The organism is Bacillus xiamenensis (genome assembly GCF_001857925.1).
GTDB classification, from domain to species: domain Bacteria; phylum Bacillota; class Bacilli; order Bacillales; family Bacillaceae; genus Bacillus; species Bacillus xiamenensis.
In genome coordinates this window covers 2,817,268-2,836,324 of record NZ_CP017786.1, presented here as the reverse complement: position 1 = coordinate 2,836,324, position 19,057 = coordinate 2,817,268, and the positions used below count along the sequence as shown (strand labels likewise).

The window sequence follows — 19,057 nt, the reverse complement described above, 5'->3', positions numbered from 1 at the left end:
CCCTCCTTCCTGAACTTTCGTACTATTTTATTATAGCAAACTTTTCCTTAGGGCAGTTTGCTTTTTTCAAATAGGGCTTGGTTCCATTGCGCACCTTTATTTTTTCGACTGTGTTTCTATAGATGCTCTTTTCCCTTCATGATGCCACTTCTCATATAATCCCCCGATCGCACGGAATGCCTCATTGACTCTTTCCACGATCTGTTGATGAATACTGGGGTCATTAGGTAAATGTGTTTGGATGTTATCAACTTGGTACTGTCTCATCATGTCTAGGTAGACAGTGAGAAAGATGGTATCTTCTAAAATCCAGTAAATGACTTCATCCGCCTCTTTTGTTCTTTTATTAAGCACTTTGACTCCTCGTTCATATTGAATGAGGATATAGCCATGTGATTCAATCTCGATGTATGGACTCAAATCATCAAAAAACCCCGTCGTTTGAAAGGGGCGTGCAATATAAGGTTCATATATGTCTTGGGGAAGGGCTGTCTTTTTGAGACATGTTTTAATGTGCTTGATTAATTCGTCTTTTTGCAGGATGTGATTCATTCTGATTCGCCGCCTTTGAATGAGTGAAAAGCTGTCAAGGCTTTCCCTGACAGCTTTCTAGAAAGTATGCTTCATTTCACAGGAACATGTAAACAGCACCAATGACCGCAAAAGTGCAGGCAACGATGATTAATACTTTGGCTAACTTTTCCATGTCGTCTCCTTAAATGCCGGCTGCTACTACGTAAGACAGCCCAACTGAAATCATGAGTGAAATAAACCCGACCGCTCTATTATCATTTTCAATCTCTTTATCTACTTTAAATCTTGGTGTTAAAAATTCAAAAATGAAGTAGCTGACAAGCAGCATCACAAAGCCGTACACGCCCCATCCAACCATTTGAAGAAGAGAGTTATGCTGTGCGATGGAATGTTGAAACACATTTGCAATCCCAAAAATTTTCCCGCCTGTTGCCATGGCAACCGCTAAATTCCCCCGCTGAATCTCTTCCCAGTTTTTATAGGAGGTCACGAGTTCAAAAATGGTTAGAAATAAGACTAAACATAGGACGGCCACACTGTAATAGGCGGCAATTTCCACAAGTTCATTTTCCCAAAAGGCTTTCATGCGTTTTCTCCTTTTTACTTTAATTCGACGATGGTGACGCCTGATCCTCCCTCGCCTTGTTCTCCAAAACGAGCATTTTTCACACTGCGGTGCTGTTTTAATAATTCCTGGACCCCTTTCCTTAGGGCGCCAGTTCCTTTTCCGTGAATAATCGACACACGCGGATAGCCAGCTAATACAGCATCATCTAAATATTTCTCGACTCTGCTTAAAGCATTCTCATAACGCTCTCCTCTTAAATCAAGCTCAAGCGATACATGATAGTCTTTCCCTTTCACTGCCGTAATGGCCTTCTCTTGCTTAAATTCCGGTGCTGATTTGATAAATTCCATGTCTTTTTCTTTGACTTTCATTTTCAGAATGCCCATTTGGACACTCCATTCTTTGTTACCCGTTTGTTCGATCAGCGTTCCTTTTTGGCCAAACGTCAGCACTTTGACTTCATCGCCTGGCTTTAGCTGTCTCGATGTTTTTTTCACTGGCTCTGGTTTTTTCTTCCGGTCAAACTCAGGGACAGCTTCTTCAAGACGTTTCCTCGCATCAATGAGTTCATGTTCTTTAAACGAACGATGCTCACTTTTAATGGATCGCAGCTCTTGAATAATGTCTTCTGCTTCTTTTGCTGCTTGTTCAATTTTCTCTGCCGCTTTTTGTTCGGCTTCTTCAAGCAGCTTGTCCTTTTGTTCATTCCATTCAAGGATTTGTCTTTGCAGTTCCTTATGAAGCTTCTCAGCTTCTCTTCTATAGACTTCCGTCTCATGCAGTTCTTCTTCTGCCTTCTTCTTGCTGGCTTCTAATGAAGCAATCATTTGGTCTACTTCATTATGCTCTGCATGCATATCCGCTTTTGCTCTGTCAATCAGATGATGAGGTAAACCAAGACGTTTGGAAATTTCAAATGCATTACTTCGTCCAGGCACACCAATGAGCAAGCGATATGTTGGGGATAAGGTTTCAATGTCAAATTCGACACTCGCATTTGTGACCCCTTCTCGGTTATACCCGTATGCCTTCAGCTCAGGATAGTGAGTCGTTGCAATGACGCGCGCATTTGTTTGATGAACTTCATCTAAGATGCTCATTGCAAGTGCCGCACCTTCAGCAGGATCTGTTCCTGCCCCTAATTCATCAAATAACACGAGTGAACGAGGTGTCAAATTCTTTAAGATATCCACAATATTGACCATATGAGATGAGAACGTACTCAAGCTCTGTTCAATGGACTGTTCGTCTCCAATATCGGCAAATACTTGGTCGAATACAGCCACTTCTGATCCTTCCTCGACTGGAATATGAAGACCAGCCTGCGTCATCAGAGTCAGGAGCCCGAGTGTTTTTAACGTGACTGTTTTACCACCTGTATTTGGTCCAGTAATGACGATTGTTGAAAAATCCTTACCAAGCTCAATGTCATTTGCCACGACCTGATCGCGGGGCAATAGGGGATGCCTTGCTCGTTTTAAATAAATCTCCCCTTGCTCATTGACGGAAGGCTTTGTGGCTTTCTCTGCTTTTGCATATTTCGCTTTGGCAAAGATAAAATCTAATGTCTGAAGTTCATTCACATTGTGCAGCAGTTCATCAATGTGCTCTGATACACTTGCTGTCAGCATTTGCAGAATCTTTTCGACCTCTTGCTTTTCTTTTAAGCGAGTTTGCTGCAAGGTATTATTCAAGTCCACGACCACCTGCGGCTCAATAAAAAGAGTGGCTCCTGAAGAAGACTGATCATGAACAATCCCGCCGTAATTCGAGCGGTACTCTTGTTTCACCGGAATGACAAAACGATCATTCCGTATGGTCACAATGGTGTCTGAGAGCATCTTTGAAGCAGATTGTGATCGAATCATGGATTCTAATTTATCTCGTACTTTTGATTCTAGTGTTCGTAATTGCGTTCGTATTGTGCGAAGTGCCGGTGTTGCGTGATCAAGCACTTCTCCATTATCACCGATACAGCTCTCGATTTCTTTTCTGACTTCGGGCAGTAAAATAAGTGATTCTGCATATGTATGAAGACGTGGTATGTCGACACCATCTTCATACATAGACGTGAGAAAGTGCTTCATATTTTTGGTTGTATATAATAGCCCTGCGATTTCCATCAGCTCAAGAGGACTTAATGTACTGCCGATTTGTGCTCGTTTGACGCCTCGTCTAATATCCGTTAAGCCGCCAAACGGCGCTGATCCTTTTAGGCGGATCACATCTTGCGCTTCTGCTACCTCTTCCAGCAAATGCTGAATGGTTTCGATATCCGTGAGCGGTGTTAAATCCTGCGCTTTTTCTTTTCCTAAAGTGGATGCAGTATAGGACATGACTTTTTCTTTTACTTTATGAAATTCTAATGATGCCAACACTTTTTGTTGCAGCATGGTCCAGCCTCCTAACGACTACCTGTCACGCGTTAAAAACTTTTTCATCTCATGGAGAGAAAATGTATTCACGACATTTGCTTTTGGTGTCCAGCCCTTTCTTGCAGCTGTTACACCAACTTCCATATGATCCAGCATAGCGATGTTGTGCGCATCTGTGTTGATCATGATGTTCACACCCGCTTCGTTTGCTTTCATTAAATGCTCTGCTTTCAAATCAAGTCTCGACGGGTTGCTGTTGAGCTCCAATGCAGTGCCCGTTTTTTTCGCAAGCTCTATGAGCTGATCAATATTTAAGGCATAACCATCCCGTCTGCCGATTAAACGGCCTGTTGGATGGGCAATTAAATCCACATGCTGATTGTTTAAGGCATTTTCAAGACGCTCCATGATGACTTCCTCTGGCTGAGAGAAGCTAGAATGGATCGAGGCGATCACAAAATCCATGTCTGCTAAAAAGTCATCATCATAATCTAATGAGCCATCCGGCAGAATGTCCATTTCGACCCCTTTGAAAATGTGAAAATGCTCCAATTCCTGATTGAGTTGATCAATTTCTTTTGCTTGCAGACGCAAACGTTCTTTCGTTAAACCGTTTGCCACTTTTAAATATTGAGAGTGATCTGTGATGGCCATGTATTCATAACCTTTTTCAATACATGCCTCTGCCATTTCACGAATAGAGAATGCGCCGTCACTCCATGTTGAGTGCATGTGAAGGTCGCCTTTCATATCTTTCAGTTCTACAAATTGCATACTTTCTTTATACGAATCAATCTCCGCTCCGGTTTCACGAATTTCTGGGGGAATGAGCGGAAGCTGGAAATGTGCATAAAAAGCGCTTTCGTCTTCAAATGTTTTCACTTCGCCCGTTTCAATCGTTTCAACCCCATATTCGCTAATACGTTCTCCGCGCTCCTTGGCAAGCTGGCGCATGCGAATGTTATGATCTTTTGAGCCAGTGAAATGATGCAGCGTTGTCGCAAACTGATCTGTTGTGACAAGACGGAAGTCTACACTGATCTCAAAATCAAGCGCAAGAATGACAGATACTTTCGTATTACCGCTTGCAATGATATCTTTTACATCATCAAGTGCAACGAGCTGCTCTCTGACCTGTTCAGGATCATTTGTTGCAATGATATAATCTAAATCTTTGACCGTTTCACGCGCACGTCTTAAACTGCCCGCTCTTGAAAAACGAATGATTCCCTCCATACGTTTCAGCGCATCATCAATCCGCTCTGCAACATCTAATGCAAAGCCAATTGGCAGTCGTTCAGGTTGCTTTCCCGCTTCCTCAAGGGCTGCAAGAATTTTTTCTTCTGTTTTTTTACCGAAGCCAGCGAGTGATTGAACTTTCTCAGCCTCACATGCTTCTTTTAAAGACTGTGCATCGTGTACACCAAGTTCTTGGTACAGCTTAGCGATCTTCTTCCCGCCTAGTCCTGGCAATTTTAAAAGCGGAACAAGCCCTTCAGGCACTTCCTTTTTTAATTGTTCGAGAGTTTCTGATTGTCCTTTTTCCATATACTCTGTGATCACAGCAAAGGTGCCTTTGCCAATGCCAGGTAATGCTAATAGATCATCTATTTGAGAAAGACTGCGGTCATCTTGTTCAAGTGCCGCTGCCGCTTTACGAAAGGCAGATATTTTAAAAGGATTATCTCCTTTTAGTTCCATATAGATTGCAATGGTTTCAAGAAGTTTTATAATATCTTTTTTATTCATGTCTCATCCTCCAGCCGCTTTGGCATCTTCCTTTATAAATATACAAACTTTTCCTTCATCCCACAACTTTCCGTCATGGAATGAGAAAAAACTTCTCCAAGAAAGGAGAAGTTTTTAAACGCCATACGTCGTCCATAAGTCTTTGACAAGACCGGACAAATAAGGGGTGTGGCCTACGATCACATCTGCTAACATTGATTTGCTCATCATTGTTTGCAGCGCATCGACTGGAAGTAATGCAGCGACAAACAATAGAATAAACACAAATAAATATGTTTCAACAAATCCTAAAACACCGCCAAGCAGTTTGTTCACCTGTTTAATCACAGGAATACTTGCAATGGTTGTGAGCAATCCGCCAATGATGGCGAGCAGGATTTTTGTCAAGATAAACAGAATGATAAACGCAATGGTATTATAATAAGCTGTTTCTATATTCCCACTAAAGAAAGCGAGCTGCGCTTGACCACCGCTAAAGTTAGGCGCTGGAATCCACGTAAGCTGTGGGGCAAGTGACTGATAAAACATCGAAGCCACTAAAATAGAAACAACAAAGCTAATCAATTTAATAAATTGAAGAATAAACCCGCGTTTTAGACCGACAAGCGTTCCCATAAGAAGCAAAAACAAAATGATGATATCGATCACGGTAATTTCATTCCTTTTCTTTAAGCTGAAGCTCTAGTTTTTCGTATTGCTCTTTTAATTTCAAGTAGTCGTGGACGACATTGACTGCTGTCAGTACAGCTAATTTGTTTATATCAAGATATGGATTTTTTTCATTCATTTCTCTCATTTTATCATCAACAATTGAAGCAACATGTCGCATATGCATCTTCGTTTCTTGACCGATGATCGTATAGGACTGTCCATAAATCTCAACTGTTGTTTTCGTTTTACCGCCGTCAGACAACGTTTCTCCTCCATTCCACGAGAATCCTAGTCTCTATCATAACATGTTTAGACATTGAATGGAAAGACGAGCCCTTCCCTGTTATGGTACACTTTAGAAATCAATGCTATCAAGGTAAAAAAGGAGTTATCCACTGTGCCACAATCCGTCTTAAAAGCAACATCAGAAGACATGAAGAAAATGAAGAACGTGTATGCTCAACAGTTAACTGACACGCTGCCGCCAGGCGCCCTCTTTCAAGCAAAGGTTCCTGGCTGTACGATTACAGCCTACAAATCTGGAAAAGTGCTGTTTCAAGGACAAAAGGCAGAAGCCGAAGCAAGTCAGTTCAATCATTTACAAGCAGCTGAAACAAAAAGTAAAAAAACACCTTCTGCCACACAATACAGTCCGCCGCCCGGCATTGCTTCCATGTCGGTTATCGGTTCAGATGAGGTCGGTACTGGTGATTATTTTGGACCGATTACGGTCTGTGCGGCCTATGTTGATTCCAGTCAGCTTGCTCTGATGAAAGAGCTTGGGGTGAAAGACTCTAAAGGGCTAAAGGACCCGCAGATTATCAACATTGCCAAAGACTTGATCAAGACCATTCCGTTCAGCCTTCTCGTTCTTCGGAATGAAAAGTACAATGCGATGCAGGAAAATGGCATGAGCCAAGGAAAAATGAAGGCGCTGCTTCATAACCAAGTGATCACCTCCGTACTAGAAAAACTGGATGGGAAAAAGCCAGAGGCTATTCTCATTGACCAATTTGCAGAACCCGGCATTTATTTCAAGCACCTAGCGGGGAAAAAGATCATCCGGGAGCGTACGTATTTTAGTACAAAAGCAGAAGGCATCCATTTATCAGTTGCTGCGGCTTCAATTATCGCAAGATACGCCTTTTTAATTGAGATGGATAAATTATCTAAAGCAGCAGGCTTTGACATTCCAAAAGGAGCCGGTCCTCATGTCGACAAGGCGGCCGCAAAGCTCATCAAACTGCACGGTGAAGATGCTTTACGCCAATTTACAAAGCTGCATTTTGCCAACACCCAGAAAGCGAAAAAATGGTTATAATTTAAAAAAGAGCTATAGCCCTTTTAAAAGGCCATAGCTCTTTTCTTTATCCGCGCAAAACGGCTTGATACGTATCTTCTAATGCTTTCAATACTTTTGTATGAACAGCCGTCACTTCTTCTTCTGTCAATGTTTGTTCTGGGTTTAAATATTGCAGAGAGAACGCCACAGATTTCTTGCCTTCCTCCATGTGTTCACCCTCATACACGTCAAAGACGGAGAGGTCCGTCAGTAAACGGCCGCCTGCTTCATAGATGACTTGCTCCAGCTGTCCGCTTGAAATATGCTGATCGACGACGAGCGCAATATCTCTTGTCACAGCCGGGAATCTTGGAATCGCCGTATATTTCATATCCTCTGTTTCAGATGTCATGACATCCGTTAAATCGAATTCGAATACATATGTTTCTTTTAAATCTAATTCCTTTTCAACGACTGGATGAAGCGCAGCAACAAAGCCAATCACTTTTCCATTTAAGTGAACATCTGCTGTACGCCCTGGGTGAAGACCCTCACGCTCTGCTTGAACATACGTGATCTGCTCTGATACACCAAGCTTTTCAAACAGCCCTTCAGCAATTCCTTTTGCTACATAAAAATCAACGGCTTTTTTCTCGCCCTGCCAAAGGTTTTTATGCCATAGGCCTGTGATTGCTCCAGCCACATGCTCTTTCTCGACTGGCTTTGCACCTTCAGCTTCTGCTAAGAAAACAGAACCCGTTTCATAAAAGGCAAAGGAATCAGCTTGTCTTGCTAGGTTATATGCGACAGAATCAAGTAAGTTTGGCAGAAGACTTTGTCTCAGCACACTGCGTTCCTCACTCATTGGCAGTGAAAGTCTTGTTTGATAAGCTGGGTTCAAGACAAAGGCCGTAGACTTATGCTGATTCGTTAAAGAATACGTGATTGCTTGAGAAAGCCCTGCTCCTTCCAAGAAACGTCTCACCTTTCTACGTTTCACTTGGTATGGCGTGAGACCGCCAACTGTACCAGCTGTCGCAGGCAGTGTAGACGGAATGTTATCGTAGCCGTATAATCGTGCCACTTCTTCGATAAGATCTTCTTCAATCGTAATATCCATTCTTCGAGAAGGAACCGTCACGATCAAAACGTCATTTGATTCACCCACGGTAAAGCCCAGTTTATTGAAAATATGAATCATATCTTCTTTTGAAATGCTCATTCCAAGCACTTTATTAACACGCTCCGTTGACACATGGATGACATTCATGCTTGCTTCCATGTGATTTTCCTCAACAGTGCCGCTTAGCACTTCACCGCCAGCATAGATGCTCATCAGTTGTGCCGCTCTTTCGGCTGCTGATTTCACACGCTGCGGATCGATTCCCTTTTCAAACCGTGTGCTTGATTCACTGCGAAGCCCTAGGTCTCTAGAAGCCTGACGGACGGTTTGACCATTAAAAAATGCCGCTTCTAAAAGAATCGTTGTCGTTTCATCACGCACCTCTGATTCAAGGCCGCCCATGACTCCTGCTACAGCGTGTGCTTTCGTCCCATTTGTAATGACAAGATGCTTTGATGACAATGTGCGCTCTTGTTCATCCAATGTGTGAATCATTTCGTTTTCAGCTGCTTGACGTACGACGACCTGTTTTGAACCAAAACGATCATAGTCAAATGCATGAAGCGGCTGACCGTATTCAAGCAAGACAAAATTCGTAATATCCACAACGTTGTTAATCGGGCGAATGCCTGCATTCATCAGTCTTGTTTGCATCCAAAGCGGTGCAGGTCCTATTTTTACATTTTTAATGATCTTCGCTGCATAAAGAGGGTTTGCTTCTTGATCCTCAATGTGGACAGAAATATAATCCGATGCTTTTTCCGAAGACGATTCATATGCTGTATCAGGCAGTTTGATTTCTCTCCCTAAAATCGCTGCTACCTCATAAGCCACACCTAGCATATTGAGGGCATCGGCACGGTTTGGCGTTAATCCAAGCTCCAGTACTGCATCATCTAATTGAAGCGCCTGAAGGGCATCTTCTCCTGGTTTCACATCATTTGGGAAAACAAAAATGCCTTCTGCATATTCCTTTGGTACAAGCTTACTTTCTACTCCTAATTCTTGAAGAGAACAAATCATGCCATGAGACTCTTCGCCGCGCAGTTTGGCTTTTTTAATTTTAAAGTTCCCTGGAAGGACTGCTCCCACAGTTGCGACTGCGACATATTGTCCTTTCTCCACATTCGGAGCCCCGCAAATAATTTGTACAGGCGCGTCTTCCCCAATATCAACAAGGCATTTATTTAATTTATCCGCATTCGGATGCTGTTCACGCTCAATGACGTGTCCAACGACAACACCTTTGATGCCTTCACCTTTATACTCAACGGCTTCCACTTCAATACCGCTTCTAGTGATTTTCTCTGCTAATTCATCCGGAAGAATGCCTTCTAAATCGACATAGTCTTCTAACCATTTATATGAAACAAACATGTTGATTTCCTCCTCTTAGTCCTGCTTGAATTGCTTTGTGAATCTAATATCATTTGTGTAGAAATGGCGAATATCGTCAATGCCGTATTTCAGCATCGCAATACGTTCAACACCCATTCCAAAAGCAAAGCCTTGGTAAGTATCTGGATCAAATCCGCTCATTTTCAGTACATTCGGGTGAACCATCCCCGCACCTAAAATTTCAATCCAGCCTGTTCCTTTACATACAGAACAGCCTTTCCCTCCGCATTTAAAGCAAGACACATCGACTTCAACAGATGGTTCTGTAAATGGGAAAAAGCTTGGACGCAGTCTAATTTCACGATCTTCACCAAACATTTTTCTTGCGACCGTCTCTAGCGTTCCTTTTAAATCACTCATGCTAATATTGTGATCTACCACAAGTCCTTCAATCTGCATGAATTGATGTGAATGAGTGGCATCATCGCTGTCACGTCTATATACCTTACCAGGGCAGATGATCTTCACAGGGCCTTGGCCTTTATATTTCTCAAGTGTACGGGCCTGAACTGGTGATGTTTGTGTTCTCATCAGGGTATCTTCAGTAATATAGAAGCTGTCCTGCATATCACGTGCCGGATGTTCTTTTGGAAGATTGAGCGCTTCAAAGTTATAGTAATCGGTTTCCACCTCTGGGCCCTCTTCAACGGTATAGCCCATTCCGATAAATAAATCTTCAATGTCTTCTACAACAATCGTTAAAGGATGTCTTGCCCCGATTTTGATAGGACTTGCCGGCAATGTCACATCTATGGTTTGAGAAGCCAGCTTCTTTTTCACTTCTTCTGCTTCCAGTTGTTCATTTTTTTCCGCAATGGCACTAGCAATCTGCTCTCTTACTTCGTTTGCGAGTGCGCCCATTTTTGGTCTTTCTTCAGCGGAAAGCTTGCCCATCCCGCGAAGCACTTCTGTAATCGGGCCTTTTTTTCCTAGATATTGAACACGAATGTCATTGACCTCTTTGAGCGAGCTAGCTGCTTCTACCTTCGCTATCGCCTCTGTTTCAAGCTGTTTTAACGTTTCTTGCATGAGTGTAATCCTCCTTTTGATATACAAAACCGCCTGGATAAACGGCTGTTTGATCGTTTAAAGACAATAAAAAAACTCGTCACTTCAATATAGAAGGGACGAGTTGTGGTCGCGGTACCACCCTTGTTAAGCACACATGTGCGAATAAGCTTCATTGACATAACGGAATCAAACGAATCCGGTTCACCTTTACGCAAAACTTGCGGTCCCGGTGACAACTCCAGAGGTGAATTCCTGTTTCAGCATTCCTTAAATGCACTTTCAGTCTACGATGCATTCTCCCTATAAGGACGCTCCTTGAAACAATCTTCCTCTATCATGGTTTTTAAAATATTAGTTTTATTATAGTGAAAAATAGTGCATGATGCAACACTATCCACGCAAATGGTAGACAAGAACAGCGGCTGCGACGGCAACATTTAAGGATTCTGCTTGCCCATACATCGGAACATATAAATTCTGATCTGTCATTTGAAGGATCTCTGGATCAATGCCTGCTCCCTCGTTGCCAACAATTAACGCAAACGGACCTTCTGCCGCTATGTGTCTGTACTCTTTTGCATCCTTTAAGGCGCTTCCGTACACTGGTATGCCCTGCTCTTTAAATACTGGAATCGCCTGTTGAAGTGTTTGCTTTAAGATAGGCAGATGAAAATGTGAGCCTTGTGCTGAACGGAGCGTTTTTCCGTTAAACGCATCAACGGTTCCATCCCCTAAGATCACAGCATCAAGACCAGCGGCATCTGCTGTCCGGATCAGTGTGCCTAAATTTCCAGGGTCCTGCACCGCATCTAACAGAAGAATTCGCTCATACTTCTTTTCTTTAAACTCGGGAAGTGTGCAAACCGCTGCGATATGCTGAGGTGTTTCCGTTTCTGTCATCGCAGCAAAAGCCTCTTCACTTAATTCATACAGCTCAATGTCAGGCTGGGTGTCAGCAGGTAGCATGTCAGGCGCTGTGACCATTAACTCTTTCACAACCCCGTACTTTAATGCTTCTTCTACTAAGTGTTTTCCTTCAACGAGAAACAGTCCTGTTTTCGTTCGTTCTTTTTTTGTATGGAGCTTTTTCCATTGTTTAATGTTTGTGTTTTTAGCAGATTCTATATATTTCAAGCGACTTTAACTCCTTTAAATATCATGAATGTATTATATCTCATGCACACTACATAATAAACCTGTCTTTGAGACAGAATAGGGCTATTACCATCAAAAAAGGAGTGTGGGCAATGGATTTTAATTTAAGAGGTGCAGTCATTCAAAACATTACTGGCCATAATCAAGAGCAGCTTGAGCATACGATTTTAGATGCGATTCAAAGTGGCGAGGAAAAAATGCTCCCTGGTCTTGGCGTTTTGTTCGAAGTATTATGGCAAGAGGCATCAGAGGACGAAAAAAATGAAATCCTTGAAACATTAGAGCAAGGCTTAAAGCCTCAACAGCAGCAATAAAAAGAAGCCGGTTTGCTGATAGATAAGCAAATCGGCTTTGTTCATTTAGCCAGTGATCGGCGTTTCCATTCGAAGAGCTGGATCACGCCAGATTTCGACCCATTTTTTAATAGCGAACACGATAATGACAAAACCTAAGATCAGCATAATGATAGACAGAACCGCATTCAGCACGCTGTAGCCAGATGCTTCAGGATTGAGATAGACATTCGCAACCATCCAATAACCCGCATAATTTACCGTCACATATAAGTAAGCAAGAGGAATTAAACAAGTGAGCATATATCGCCTTTTATCCGCAATTTTCAGCACAACTGTCGCCCCAATGATTAAGCCGACCGAAGCCATTAATTGGTTTGAAACCCCAAAGAGTGCCCAAATGGACCCAATGTCTCCAGAGTAAAGCAAGTAGCCCCACATAAAACAAGCAAGTGCGCTTGCAAAGACAGATCCTGGGACCCAGTCATTTCGTTTGAGTGGTTTATAGGCTTCTCCAAAGAAGTCTTGGATTAAATATCGCGCGACACGGGTTCCCGCGTCAATCGCCGTTAAAATAAAGACAGCTTCAAACATAATAACGAATTGGAAGAAATAAGATGCCAAATGACTAAAGAACGGAATTCCCGTAAAGATGTATGCCATCCCTACAGCTAATGTAACGGCTCCACCAGTTCTTCCTTCTAAATCAAGGCCAATTTCCTTACTCAGCTGCGGAAGGTTCTCGACACTCATACCAAGCGTCCGGAACATTTCAGGTGTACTGTTAATCGCAAAATAATCTCCTGGATGCAGGGCAGTCGCAGCAATTAATGCCATGATCCCAACCAAGCATTCTACCAGCATTGCGCCAAACGCTACAGGCTTCATATCACTCCAGCGATCCAGCATTTTAGGCGTTGTCCCTGAGCCAACAAATGCGTGAAAACCGGAAATCGCGCCGCAGGCAATCGTGATGGAAATAAATGGCCAGACAGGACCAGCTAAAACAGGCCCTCCTCCATTCACAAACTCTGTAAACGCCGGAAATTGAATCGTTGGATTGACCACAAAGATCCCGGCAATGAGAGCGATGAACACACCAATTTTCATAAAACTGCTTAAATAGTCTCTTGGTGCCAAAAGCAGCCACACCGGCAAGGCCGCAGCAAAAAATGCATAGATCGGCAGGGCGAGAGCGAGTGTTTTTGTATCAAGGGTTAAAAGATCACCAAGTGCTGTTCCTTGAATATTTGGTCCAAGGAATACACCAAGCATCAGCAAAATAAATCCTGCAGATGTAGCCAGCTTTAAATTGCCGGTCTTTTTATAATAAAGACCGACCCCCATCGCAATTGGAATCGTGATTCCGACCGCAAATGTTCCCCAAGGATTTCGTTCTAAAGCATGAAGCACAACCATGGACAATCCTGCCATCGTAATCGTAATAATAAATAGCATCGCAAGCCCTGTACAAAATCCTGCAACAGGTCCTAGCTCTTCTTTCGCAACCTCTGATAGTGATTTCCCCTTTTTTCGCATCGAAGCAAATAACACGACAAGGTCATGTACAGCTCCCCCAATCACTGCCCCAATTAAAAGCCAAAGGAGACCAGGTAAATACCCAAATTGTGCGGCTAAAATTGGACCAACTAATGGGCCGGCAGCTGCAATTGCAGCAAAGTGATGTCCAAATGTGACCCATTTATTTGTTGGCACATAATCTTTACCATCCTCTAGCGTATGGGCCGGTGTAGGATGATCGTCTGTGACCTTTAATACCTTCACCATCATAAATGTGCCATAGAGACGATACGCAATCGCTAAAATACACATAGACCCTATAACAATTGTAACCGCATTCATTCAACCATCCCCTTTTTGAAAACAATTTGTTACAAATATAACATAAATTGATTGATTTTTTTTCCTTTAAAACCAAGTTGACAAATAGGAATAATTGATTTAATCTTAAATAAGCTTCACCTACTTCCATAAACTCTCTTTTGGCAGAGCGATCTCTAAGCTCTGTCCTTTTTATTGATTTCATCTTACAAAAATAAAAGATGGATCACATGTGCCTTATTAACTAGAAAATTCTCTCTTCATCCGCTAAAAATAGTTCTTTTGATACAAATTAAAAACGATTCATTTCCTGGGAAATTCAATGGTGCAAAAAAGCCTTTCCTCTACACTGAGGAAAGGCTTTTCTATTAAGAACCATACGTAATTTGTTCGACAGTTTTTTGATCAAGTCTTTTGATAACTTCTGTTAAAAGCTTCACTGCATTTTCATAATCATCTCGGTGAATCATTGCTGCATGGGTATGAATATACCTGCTTGGAATCCCGATGGATAGTGATGGAACACCATGACCTGTTAAATGGATACCCCCAGCATCTGTCCCCCCGCCAGGCACTGAATCATATTGATAAGGGATGTTCAATTCATCCGCTGTCTGGACAACAAAATCGCGAAGTCCTTTATGAGAAATCATAGAAGCATCAAATACGACAATCGTTGGTCCTTTGCCAAGTTTGCTCGTTGCTTCTTTTTCAGTGATGCCTGGCGTATCTCCTGCTACACCAACATCAATGGCAAATCCAATATCAGGCTGGATCGCGGCAGCAGCCGTTTTGGCTCCGCGCAGGCCTACTTCCTCTTGAACAGTTGCCACACTGTAAGCGATATTTTCATGCTGAGCACCATGTAAATTCTTCATGACATCAATCGCCACTGCACAGCCGATACGATTGTCCCATGCTTTTGCAAGGAGCATTTTTTCATCATTCATGACCGTAAACTCAAAGTAAGGAACAATTTGATCTCCAGGCAGCACGCCCCACTCCATCGCCTGTTCTTTGCTTGAAGCCCCAATATCAATAAACATATCAGTAATTTCAATTGTTTTTTTGCGGGCTTCTGGTGATAAGACATGTGGCGGTTTGGAACCAATCACACCTGTGATGTCCCCTTTTTTCGTCACAATGGTGACACGCTGTGCCAGCATGACCTGTGACCACCAGCCACCGACCGTTTGAAAACGAATATAGCCTTTGTCATCAATTTTTGTCACCATGAATCCTACTTCATCTAAGTGACCAGCGAGCATGATTTTAGGCCCATTTGCATTTCCTTCCTTCTTAGCGATGAAGCTGCCAAGGCGGTCTGTAGAAATTTCATCTGCATATGTTTCTATGTATGTCTGCATGACTTTTTTGACATCACGTTCATTTCCTGGAATCCCTTTTGCATCCGTTAGGTCTTTCAGCATAGTTAATGTTTGATCTAGTTTTGTCATTCCGTTCATCCTCCTTTATCTTCATGGTGCATTCTTATTATACAAAACCTCATTCGTTCAATACGATCTTTTTATGAATATTTTTTCGTTTAACGAAATATTTTTTTAAAAAAGTTGAAACCTTTTGGCCTTTTCATTCGTAGTACATCAGATAACGGTATTGGAGGTGCATCCTGTCATGTTTGTTATCCTCATTAGACTTGCTCTTGTTGCACTGCTTGTCTATATTTTCTACATGGCGGTAAAATTCTTCTCAAACCCGAGAAGAAAGCTGAAACAAGCAAAATTAAAAGAAGGCTTTTATTTTATGGACGAACAGCAAAATGCCCGCAAAAATTTTAATTTCGTCTATAAAGGTGTCTTGTTTGAAGGGGAAAAGCACGTTCCTTCTAAGGATCATCCTCTGTTTGTCCACTCCATTTACGTTTGGACGGAGTCACCTGAGAAGCTAAATGAATTTACATTAGAAGACTTTGAAAAACTTGAGGAGAACATCATCGAACGATATCCTCAGACCAAAATTGATTGGGATCAGCCCATCAAAAAAATCAAACAAAAAAAAGGAGCAGACACGCCGTCTTGATGGCGTCTGCTCCTTTTTCAGATGAAATGCAAATATCCTAATATGACCAATTGAACAACAATTAGAACAGGCATGCCGATTTGAAAGGCAGGATGCTTAGTTTTATGACGGAAATACTGCATGCCAAGAAACGACCCAGCAGCACCAAAAAGCACTGCGGTACTCCATAAGTGCGCTTCTGATATTCTCCATTTATGCGCTTTCGCCCGGCGTTTATCTTCTCCCATGAGAAAAAAACCATAGACATTTACCAAGATGAGCAGCACGATCAGAGCGATGTTCATTTCTTTCACCTCACATGATGAGAAAAAAGATCACTCCTCGACGGAATGATCTTTTATATGACTTACTTGTCTAGTTGTGCTTTTGCAGCATCAGCAAGCTGATTGAATGCGTTTAGGTCATTCACAGCAAGGTCAGCAAGCATTTTGCGGTTGACTTCGATACCAGAAAGCTTTAAGCCATGCATTAAACGGCTGTAAGAAAGACCGTTCATACGAGCTGCAGCATTGATACGAGTGATCCATAGTTTACGGAAGTCACGTTTTTTCTGACGACGGTCACGGAAAGCGTAGTTTCCAGATTTCATGACCTGTTGGTTTGCTACTTTGTATAATCTATGTTTTGAACCGAAATAACCTTTTGCTAATTTAAGAACCTTTTTACGACGCTGACGCGACACAGTTCCGCCTTTTACTCTTGGCATTGTATTTCCCTCCTATGATTCCTATTCCAAATTACTTGATGTTTGCAAGTTGTTGTTTGATACGTTTGAAATCTCCAGCACTTACGATTGCGCTCTTACGCAATTTACGTTTTTGCTTTGTAGATTTGTTAGCGAACAAGTGACTTGTGTACGCATGAGAACGTTTAAGTTTACCAGAACCTGTTTTTTTGAAGCGTTTAGCAGATCCGCGGTGAGTTTTCATTTTTGGCATTGGATGTTTCCTCCCTCTGTTACTTTACTTTTCGACTTTTGGTGCAAGCATGAGGAACATGCTACGTCCGTCCATCTTAGGTTTTGTTTCTACTGTTGCTACTTCAGCGCAAGCTTCAGAGAAACGGTCTAACACGCGCTGTCCGATTTCTTTATGCGTAATCGCACGCCCTTTAAAGCGGATAGAAGCTTTCACTTTATCTCCCTTTTCAAGGAATTTGATGGCATTACGGAGCTTCGTGTTAAAGTCATGTTCATCGATTGTCGGGCTCAACCGAACTTCTTTTAAGCTAATGATTTTCTGATTCTTACGTGCCTCTTTTTCCTTCTTCTGCTGTTCGAATCGGAACTTACCGTAGTCCATGATTCGGCAAACAGGTGGTTTTGCATTTGCAGCAACTAACACAAGGTCAAGATTAGCTTTAGCAGCAATTTCCAGAGCTTCCTGGCGGGATTTAATCCCCAGCTGATCGCCATTTTGTCCGATCAAACGAACTTCACGCGCACGAATACCTTCATTAACTAATTGATCTTTGCTAATAGTGAGCCACCTCCATGAGATTTTGAATTGAGTTCACAACTCATTTTGACCATTTCGTTGTATGTTTTACAGGCAAACAAAAAGTGTGGGCATATAAAACACCCACACTGCGAACATTTGCATGAAAAAATAAATGTACGGTCAACCTGTCAACTACAAGCATGTGTCAATCAGGTGAGAAGCGGGTGCTTCTGCTTGTGATATCTATTCAATTCGTTAATTATTTTACACAATTTTCATTTGTCCGTCAAGTAACCGAACTCTTGAAACAACTTTTTCATTTTAGCATGATGAAACGATTTGAGCAAGACTTTTTTAAACCATGATGTCATCAAAGAAGCAATTGCAGAAAGATTGGGATGACAATCACGCTCAAAAGCCCCCAATCATCAGCAAAAGGCTTTGCAAACAGCAGAATAATGATAACTCCATCTCAACACCAAACAGTGCTGCCTGTTGTTACTAAAAGAAGCAAAAATAAAAAAAGGATGTCCTTTTTCCGAAACCCTTGGTTGTGAAGCAGTAGATTGCGAAAGCCCTTCACATGCGCAAGCACAAAACCTAAAATAACGATGATCCCCACATGCTCGATCATCATCAAAATGAAATGAAGCAAACCAGCCACCTCAGTTGATGTCAATAGTCATGAGCAGTCAATGCTCACATCTCTCTCAAATCTTTTCTTTATTGCCCTCTCCTTCTATTGTAAAATGAACATGAGCCTGTCACATGCAATTGAAGGTAACTACATACATAACAAGGGAGAAGATCATGAAAGCCGTATTTTTCGATTTAGATGACACTTTGCTTTGGGATGAAAAAAGCATTCACACGACTTTTCAAGAAACATGCCGGGAAGCGGAAAAGAAATATGGACTTGATTCAGAAACATTTGAGCAGATTGTACGTGAAGAAGCAAGAAAGCTGTACTCTTCCTATGAAACATATGATTATACTGTCATGATCGGTATTAATCCTTTTGAAGGACTGTGGTCAAATTTTAGTGAACCGATTAGCGAAGGCTTTCAAAAGTTGAACGCCCTTGCACCAGAGTATCGTAAAAACGCTTGGACGAACGGCTTAAAAAAGGCGGGAATTGACGATGAGGCATTTGGACAATACTTGGCTGATTTCTTTGCAGCAGAACGGAGAAAACGCCCGTATGTCTATGAAGAAACGTATCCTGTTTTAGACCGCCTGAAAGGCAGATATGAACTACTCCTATTAACAAATGGAGACCCTAGTCTTCAAAAGGAAAAGCTTGCAGGTGTACCAGAGCTTGCGCCTTATTTTAATGAAATTGTGATTTCAGGAGATTATGGGAAAGGCAAGCCTGACCCTGGCATCTTTGAGCACTGCCTCCAGCTGTTAAATCTCACAAAAGATGACGTCATTATGGTAGGAGATAATCCAAAAACAGATATTCTCGGAGCATCTCGCGTTGGCATCCAAACCGTTTGGATCAACCGCCACGGCAAGAAGAATGAAACAGATGTGACGCCAGATTATGAAATTAAAGACTTACATGAATTGTTTGATATATTAAAGTAGATTCAAA

At 42.1% G+C, this 19,057-nt stretch carries 20 protein-coding genes and 1 other annotated feature; of the genes, 4 read left to right on the top strand and 16 right to left on the bottom strand.

Features of this window, described 5'->3' with window-relative positions:
• Window positions 1–96: 96 nt before the first annotated feature.
• From BK049_RS14430 to zapA, 6 genes are all read right to left on the bottom strand, one after another.
• Window positions 97–552, bottom strand: a complete 456-nt coding sequence (locus tag BK049_RS14430; RefSeq protein ID WP_071168812.1) for an Imm63 family immunity protein — start codon at window positions 550–552, stop codon at window positions 97–99.
• Between the two features lie 163 nt (window positions 553–715).
• Window positions 716–1,120 (bottom strand): DUF350 domain-containing protein, encoded by a 405-nt coding sequence (locus BK049_RS14425; protein WP_008355981.1) that lies wholly within the window; start codon window positions 1,118–1,120, stop codon window positions 716–718.
• Window positions 1,121–1,134: 14 nt separating this feature from the next.
• The gene (locus BK049_RS14420; RefSeq protein WP_071169238.1) at window positions 1,135–3,492 is read right to left on the bottom strand and encodes an endonuclease MutS2; all 2,358 of its coding nucleotides are present in this window, start codon (window positions 3,490–3,492) and stop codon (window positions 1,135–1,137) included.
• A gap of 21 nt (window positions 3,493–3,513) precedes the next feature.
• On the bottom strand, window positions 3,514–5,226 hold the full coding sequence (gene polX, locus BK049_RS14415; RefSeq protein ID WP_008355985.1) for a DNA polymerase/3'-5' exonuclease PolX: 1,713 nt from the start codon (window positions 5,224–5,226) through the stop codon (window positions 3,514–3,516).
• Window positions 5,227–5,340: 114 nt separating this feature from the next.
• Window positions 5,341–5,874 (bottom strand): CvpA family protein, encoded by a 534-nt coding sequence (locus BK049_RS14410; protein WP_071168811.1) that lies wholly within the window; start codon window positions 5,872–5,874, stop codon window positions 5,341–5,343.
• 7 nt (window positions 5,875–5,881) lie between these two features.
• Window positions 5,882–6,139, bottom strand: coding sequence for a cell division protein ZapA (zapA, locus tag BK049_RS14405; RefSeq protein WP_008355989.1), 258 nt, complete (start codon window positions 6,137–6,139; stop codon window positions 5,882–5,884).
• Between the two features lie 135 nt (window positions 6,140–6,274).
• Here zapA and rnhC point away from each other — a divergent pair, with 135 nt between their 5' ends.
• Window positions 6,275–7,198: a ribonuclease HIII gene (gene rnhC / locus BK049_RS14400; RefSeq protein WP_008355990.1), complete on the top strand. Its 924-nt coding sequence runs from the start codon at window positions 6,275–6,277 to the stop codon at window positions 7,196–7,198.
• 46 nt (window positions 7,199–7,244) lie between these two features.
• On the opposite strand, the gene pheT is transcribed toward rnhC, so the two are convergent.
• The 3 genes from pheT to BK049_RS14385 form a co-directional block, all read right to left on the bottom strand.
• On the bottom strand, window positions 7,245–9,659 hold the full coding sequence (gene pheT / locus BK049_RS14395) for a phenylalanine--tRNA ligase subunit beta (RefSeq protein ID WP_071168810.1): 2,415 nt from the start codon (window positions 9,657–9,659) through the stop codon (window positions 7,245–7,247).
• Between the two features lie 15 nt (window positions 9,660–9,674).
• Entirely contained in the window at window positions 9,675–10,709 is a 1,035-nt protein-coding gene (pheS, locus tag BK049_RS14390) for a phenylalanine--tRNA ligase subunit alpha (RefSeq protein ID WP_008355994.1), read from the bottom strand.
• Window positions 10,710–11,081: 372 nt separating this feature from the next.
• A complete protein-coding gene (locus BK049_RS14385; RefSeq protein ID WP_071168809.1) occupies window positions 11,082–11,825 on the bottom strand; it encodes a TrmH family RNA methyltransferase in 744 nt (247 codons plus the stop codon).
• Window positions 11,826–11,938: 113 nt separating this feature from the next.
• Here BK049_RS14385 and sspI point away from each other — a divergent pair, with 113 nt between their 5' ends.
• Entirely contained in the window at window positions 11,939–12,160 is a 222-nt protein-coding gene (gene sspI, locus BK049_RS14380; protein WP_071168808.1) for a small acid-soluble spore protein SspI, read from the top strand.
• A 45-nt stretch (window positions 12,161–12,205) separates the two neighbouring features.
• On the opposite strand, the gene cstA is transcribed toward sspI, so the two are convergent.
• Both cstA and BK049_RS14370 read right to left on the bottom strand, forming a co-directional pair.
• Window positions 12,206–14,002 carry a carbon starvation protein CstA gene (cstA, locus tag BK049_RS14375; protein WP_008356000.1) on the bottom strand — a complete coding sequence of 599 codons (1,797 nt, stop codon included), beginning with the start codon at window positions 14,000–14,002 and terminating at the stop codon, window positions 12,206–12,208.
• A gap of 347 nt (window positions 14,003–14,349) precedes the next feature.
• Window positions 14,350–15,438: a M42 family metallopeptidase gene (locus tag BK049_RS14370; protein ID WP_008356002.1), complete on the bottom strand. Its 1,089-nt coding sequence runs from the start codon at window positions 15,436–15,438 to the stop codon at window positions 14,350–14,352.
• Between the two features lie 178 nt (window positions 15,439–15,616).
• Between BK049_RS14370 and BK049_RS14365 the strand changes: the two genes are divergently transcribed.
• The gene (locus tag BK049_RS14365; RefSeq protein ID WP_071168807.1) at window positions 15,617–16,021 is read left to right on the top strand and encodes a sigma-w pathway protein ysdB; all 405 of its coding nucleotides are present in this window, start codon (window positions 15,617–15,619) and stop codon (window positions 16,019–16,021) included.
• Window positions 16,022–16,038: 17 nt separating this feature from the next.
• On the opposite strand, the gene BK049_RS14360 is transcribed toward BK049_RS14365, so the two are convergent.
• The 5 genes from BK049_RS14360 to BK049_RS14340 form a co-directional block, all read right to left on the bottom strand.
• Window positions 16,039–16,305, bottom strand: coding sequence for a DUF1294 domain-containing protein (locus BK049_RS14360; RefSeq protein WP_071168806.1), 267 nt, complete (start codon window positions 16,303–16,305; stop codon window positions 16,039–16,041).
• A 62-nt stretch (window positions 16,306–16,367) separates the two neighbouring features.
• On the bottom strand, window positions 16,368–16,727 hold the full coding sequence (gene rplT / locus BK049_RS14355; RefSeq protein ID WP_007501659.1) for a 50S ribosomal protein L20: 360 nt from the start codon (window positions 16,725–16,727) through the stop codon (window positions 16,368–16,370).
• A 31-nt stretch (window positions 16,728–16,758) separates the two neighbouring features.
• A complete protein-coding gene (gene rpmI, locus BK049_RS14350; RefSeq protein ID WP_003216324.1) occupies window positions 16,759–16,959 on the bottom strand; it encodes a 50S ribosomal protein L35 in 201 nt (66 codons plus the stop codon).
• Window positions 16,960–16,983: 24 nt separating this feature from the next.
• Window positions 16,984–17,499 carry a translation initiation factor IF-3 gene (gene infC, locus BK049_RS14345; RefSeq protein ID WP_034738338.1) on the bottom strand — a complete coding sequence of 172 codons (516 nt, stop codon included), beginning with the start codon at window positions 17,497–17,499 and terminating at the stop codon, window positions 16,984–16,986.
• 71 nt (window positions 17,500–17,570) lie between these two features.
• Window positions 17,571–17,702, bottom strand: a sequence feature (ribosomal protein L20 leader region).
• 230 nt (window positions 17,703–17,932) lie between these two features.
• On the bottom strand, window positions 17,933–18,115 hold the full coding sequence (locus BK049_RS14340; protein WP_008356012.1) for a hypothetical protein: 183 nt from the start codon (window positions 18,113–18,115) through the stop codon (window positions 17,933–17,935).
• 155 nt (window positions 18,116–18,270) lie between these two features.
• On the opposite strand from BK049_RS14340, the gene BK049_RS14335 reads away from it, so the two are divergent.
• Entirely contained in the window at window positions 18,271–19,050 is a 780-nt protein-coding gene (locus tag BK049_RS14335) for an HAD family hydrolase (RefSeq protein WP_071168805.1), read from the top strand.
• The last annotated feature ends 7 nt before the right edge of the window (window positions 19,051–19,057 follow it).

Bases quoted from the DNA above. Each gene is read 5' to 3' on its own strand.
- BK049_RS14430 (WP_071168812.1), bottom strand. From the start codon at position 552: ATGAATCACATCCTGCAAAAAGACGAATTAATCAAGCACATTAAAACA.
- BK049_RS14425 (WP_008355981.1), bottom strand. From the start codon at position 1,120: ATGAAAGCCTTTTGGGAAAATGAACTTGTGGAAATTGCCGCCTATTAC.
- polX (WP_008355985.1), bottom strand. From the start codon at position 5,226: ATGAATAAAAAAGATATTATAAAACTTCTTGAAACCATTGCAATCTAT.
- pheT (WP_071168810.1), bottom strand. From the start codon at position 9,659: ATGTTTGTTTCATATAAATGGTTAGAAGACTATGTCGATTTAGAAGGC.
- pheS (WP_008355994.1), bottom strand. From the start codon at position 10,709: ATGCAAGAAACGTTAAAACAGCTTGAAACAGAGGCGATAGCGAAGGTA.
- sspI (WP_071168808.1), top strand. From the start codon at position 11,939: ATGGATTTTAATTTAAGAGGTGCAGTCATTCAAAACATTACTGGCCAT.
- cstA (WP_008356000.1), bottom strand. From the start codon at position 14,002: ATGAATGCGGTTACAATTGTTATAGGGTCTATGTGTATTTTAGCGATT.
- BK049_RS14370 (WP_008356002.1), bottom strand. From the start codon at position 15,438: ATGACAAAACTAGATCAAACATTAACTATGCTGAAAGACCTAACGGAT.
- BK049_RS14365 (WP_071168807.1), top strand. From the start codon at position 15,617: ATGTTTGTTATCCTCATTAGACTTGCTCTTGTTGCACTGCTTGTCTAT.
- BK049_RS14360 (WP_071168806.1), bottom strand. From the start codon at position 16,305: ATGAACATCGCTCTGATCGTGCTGCTCATCTTGGTAAATGTCTATGGT.
- rplT (WP_007501659.1), bottom strand. From the start codon at position 16,727: ATGCCAAGAGTAAAAGGCGGAACTGTGTCGCGTCAGCGTCGTAAAAAG.
- rpmI (WP_003216324.1), bottom strand. From the start codon at position 16,959: ATGCCAAAAATGAAAACTCACCGCGGATCTGCTAAACGCTTCAAAAAA.
- BK049_RS14335 (WP_071168805.1), top strand. From the start codon at position 18,271: ATGAAAGCCGTATTTTTCGATTTAGATGACACTTTGCTTTGGGATGAA.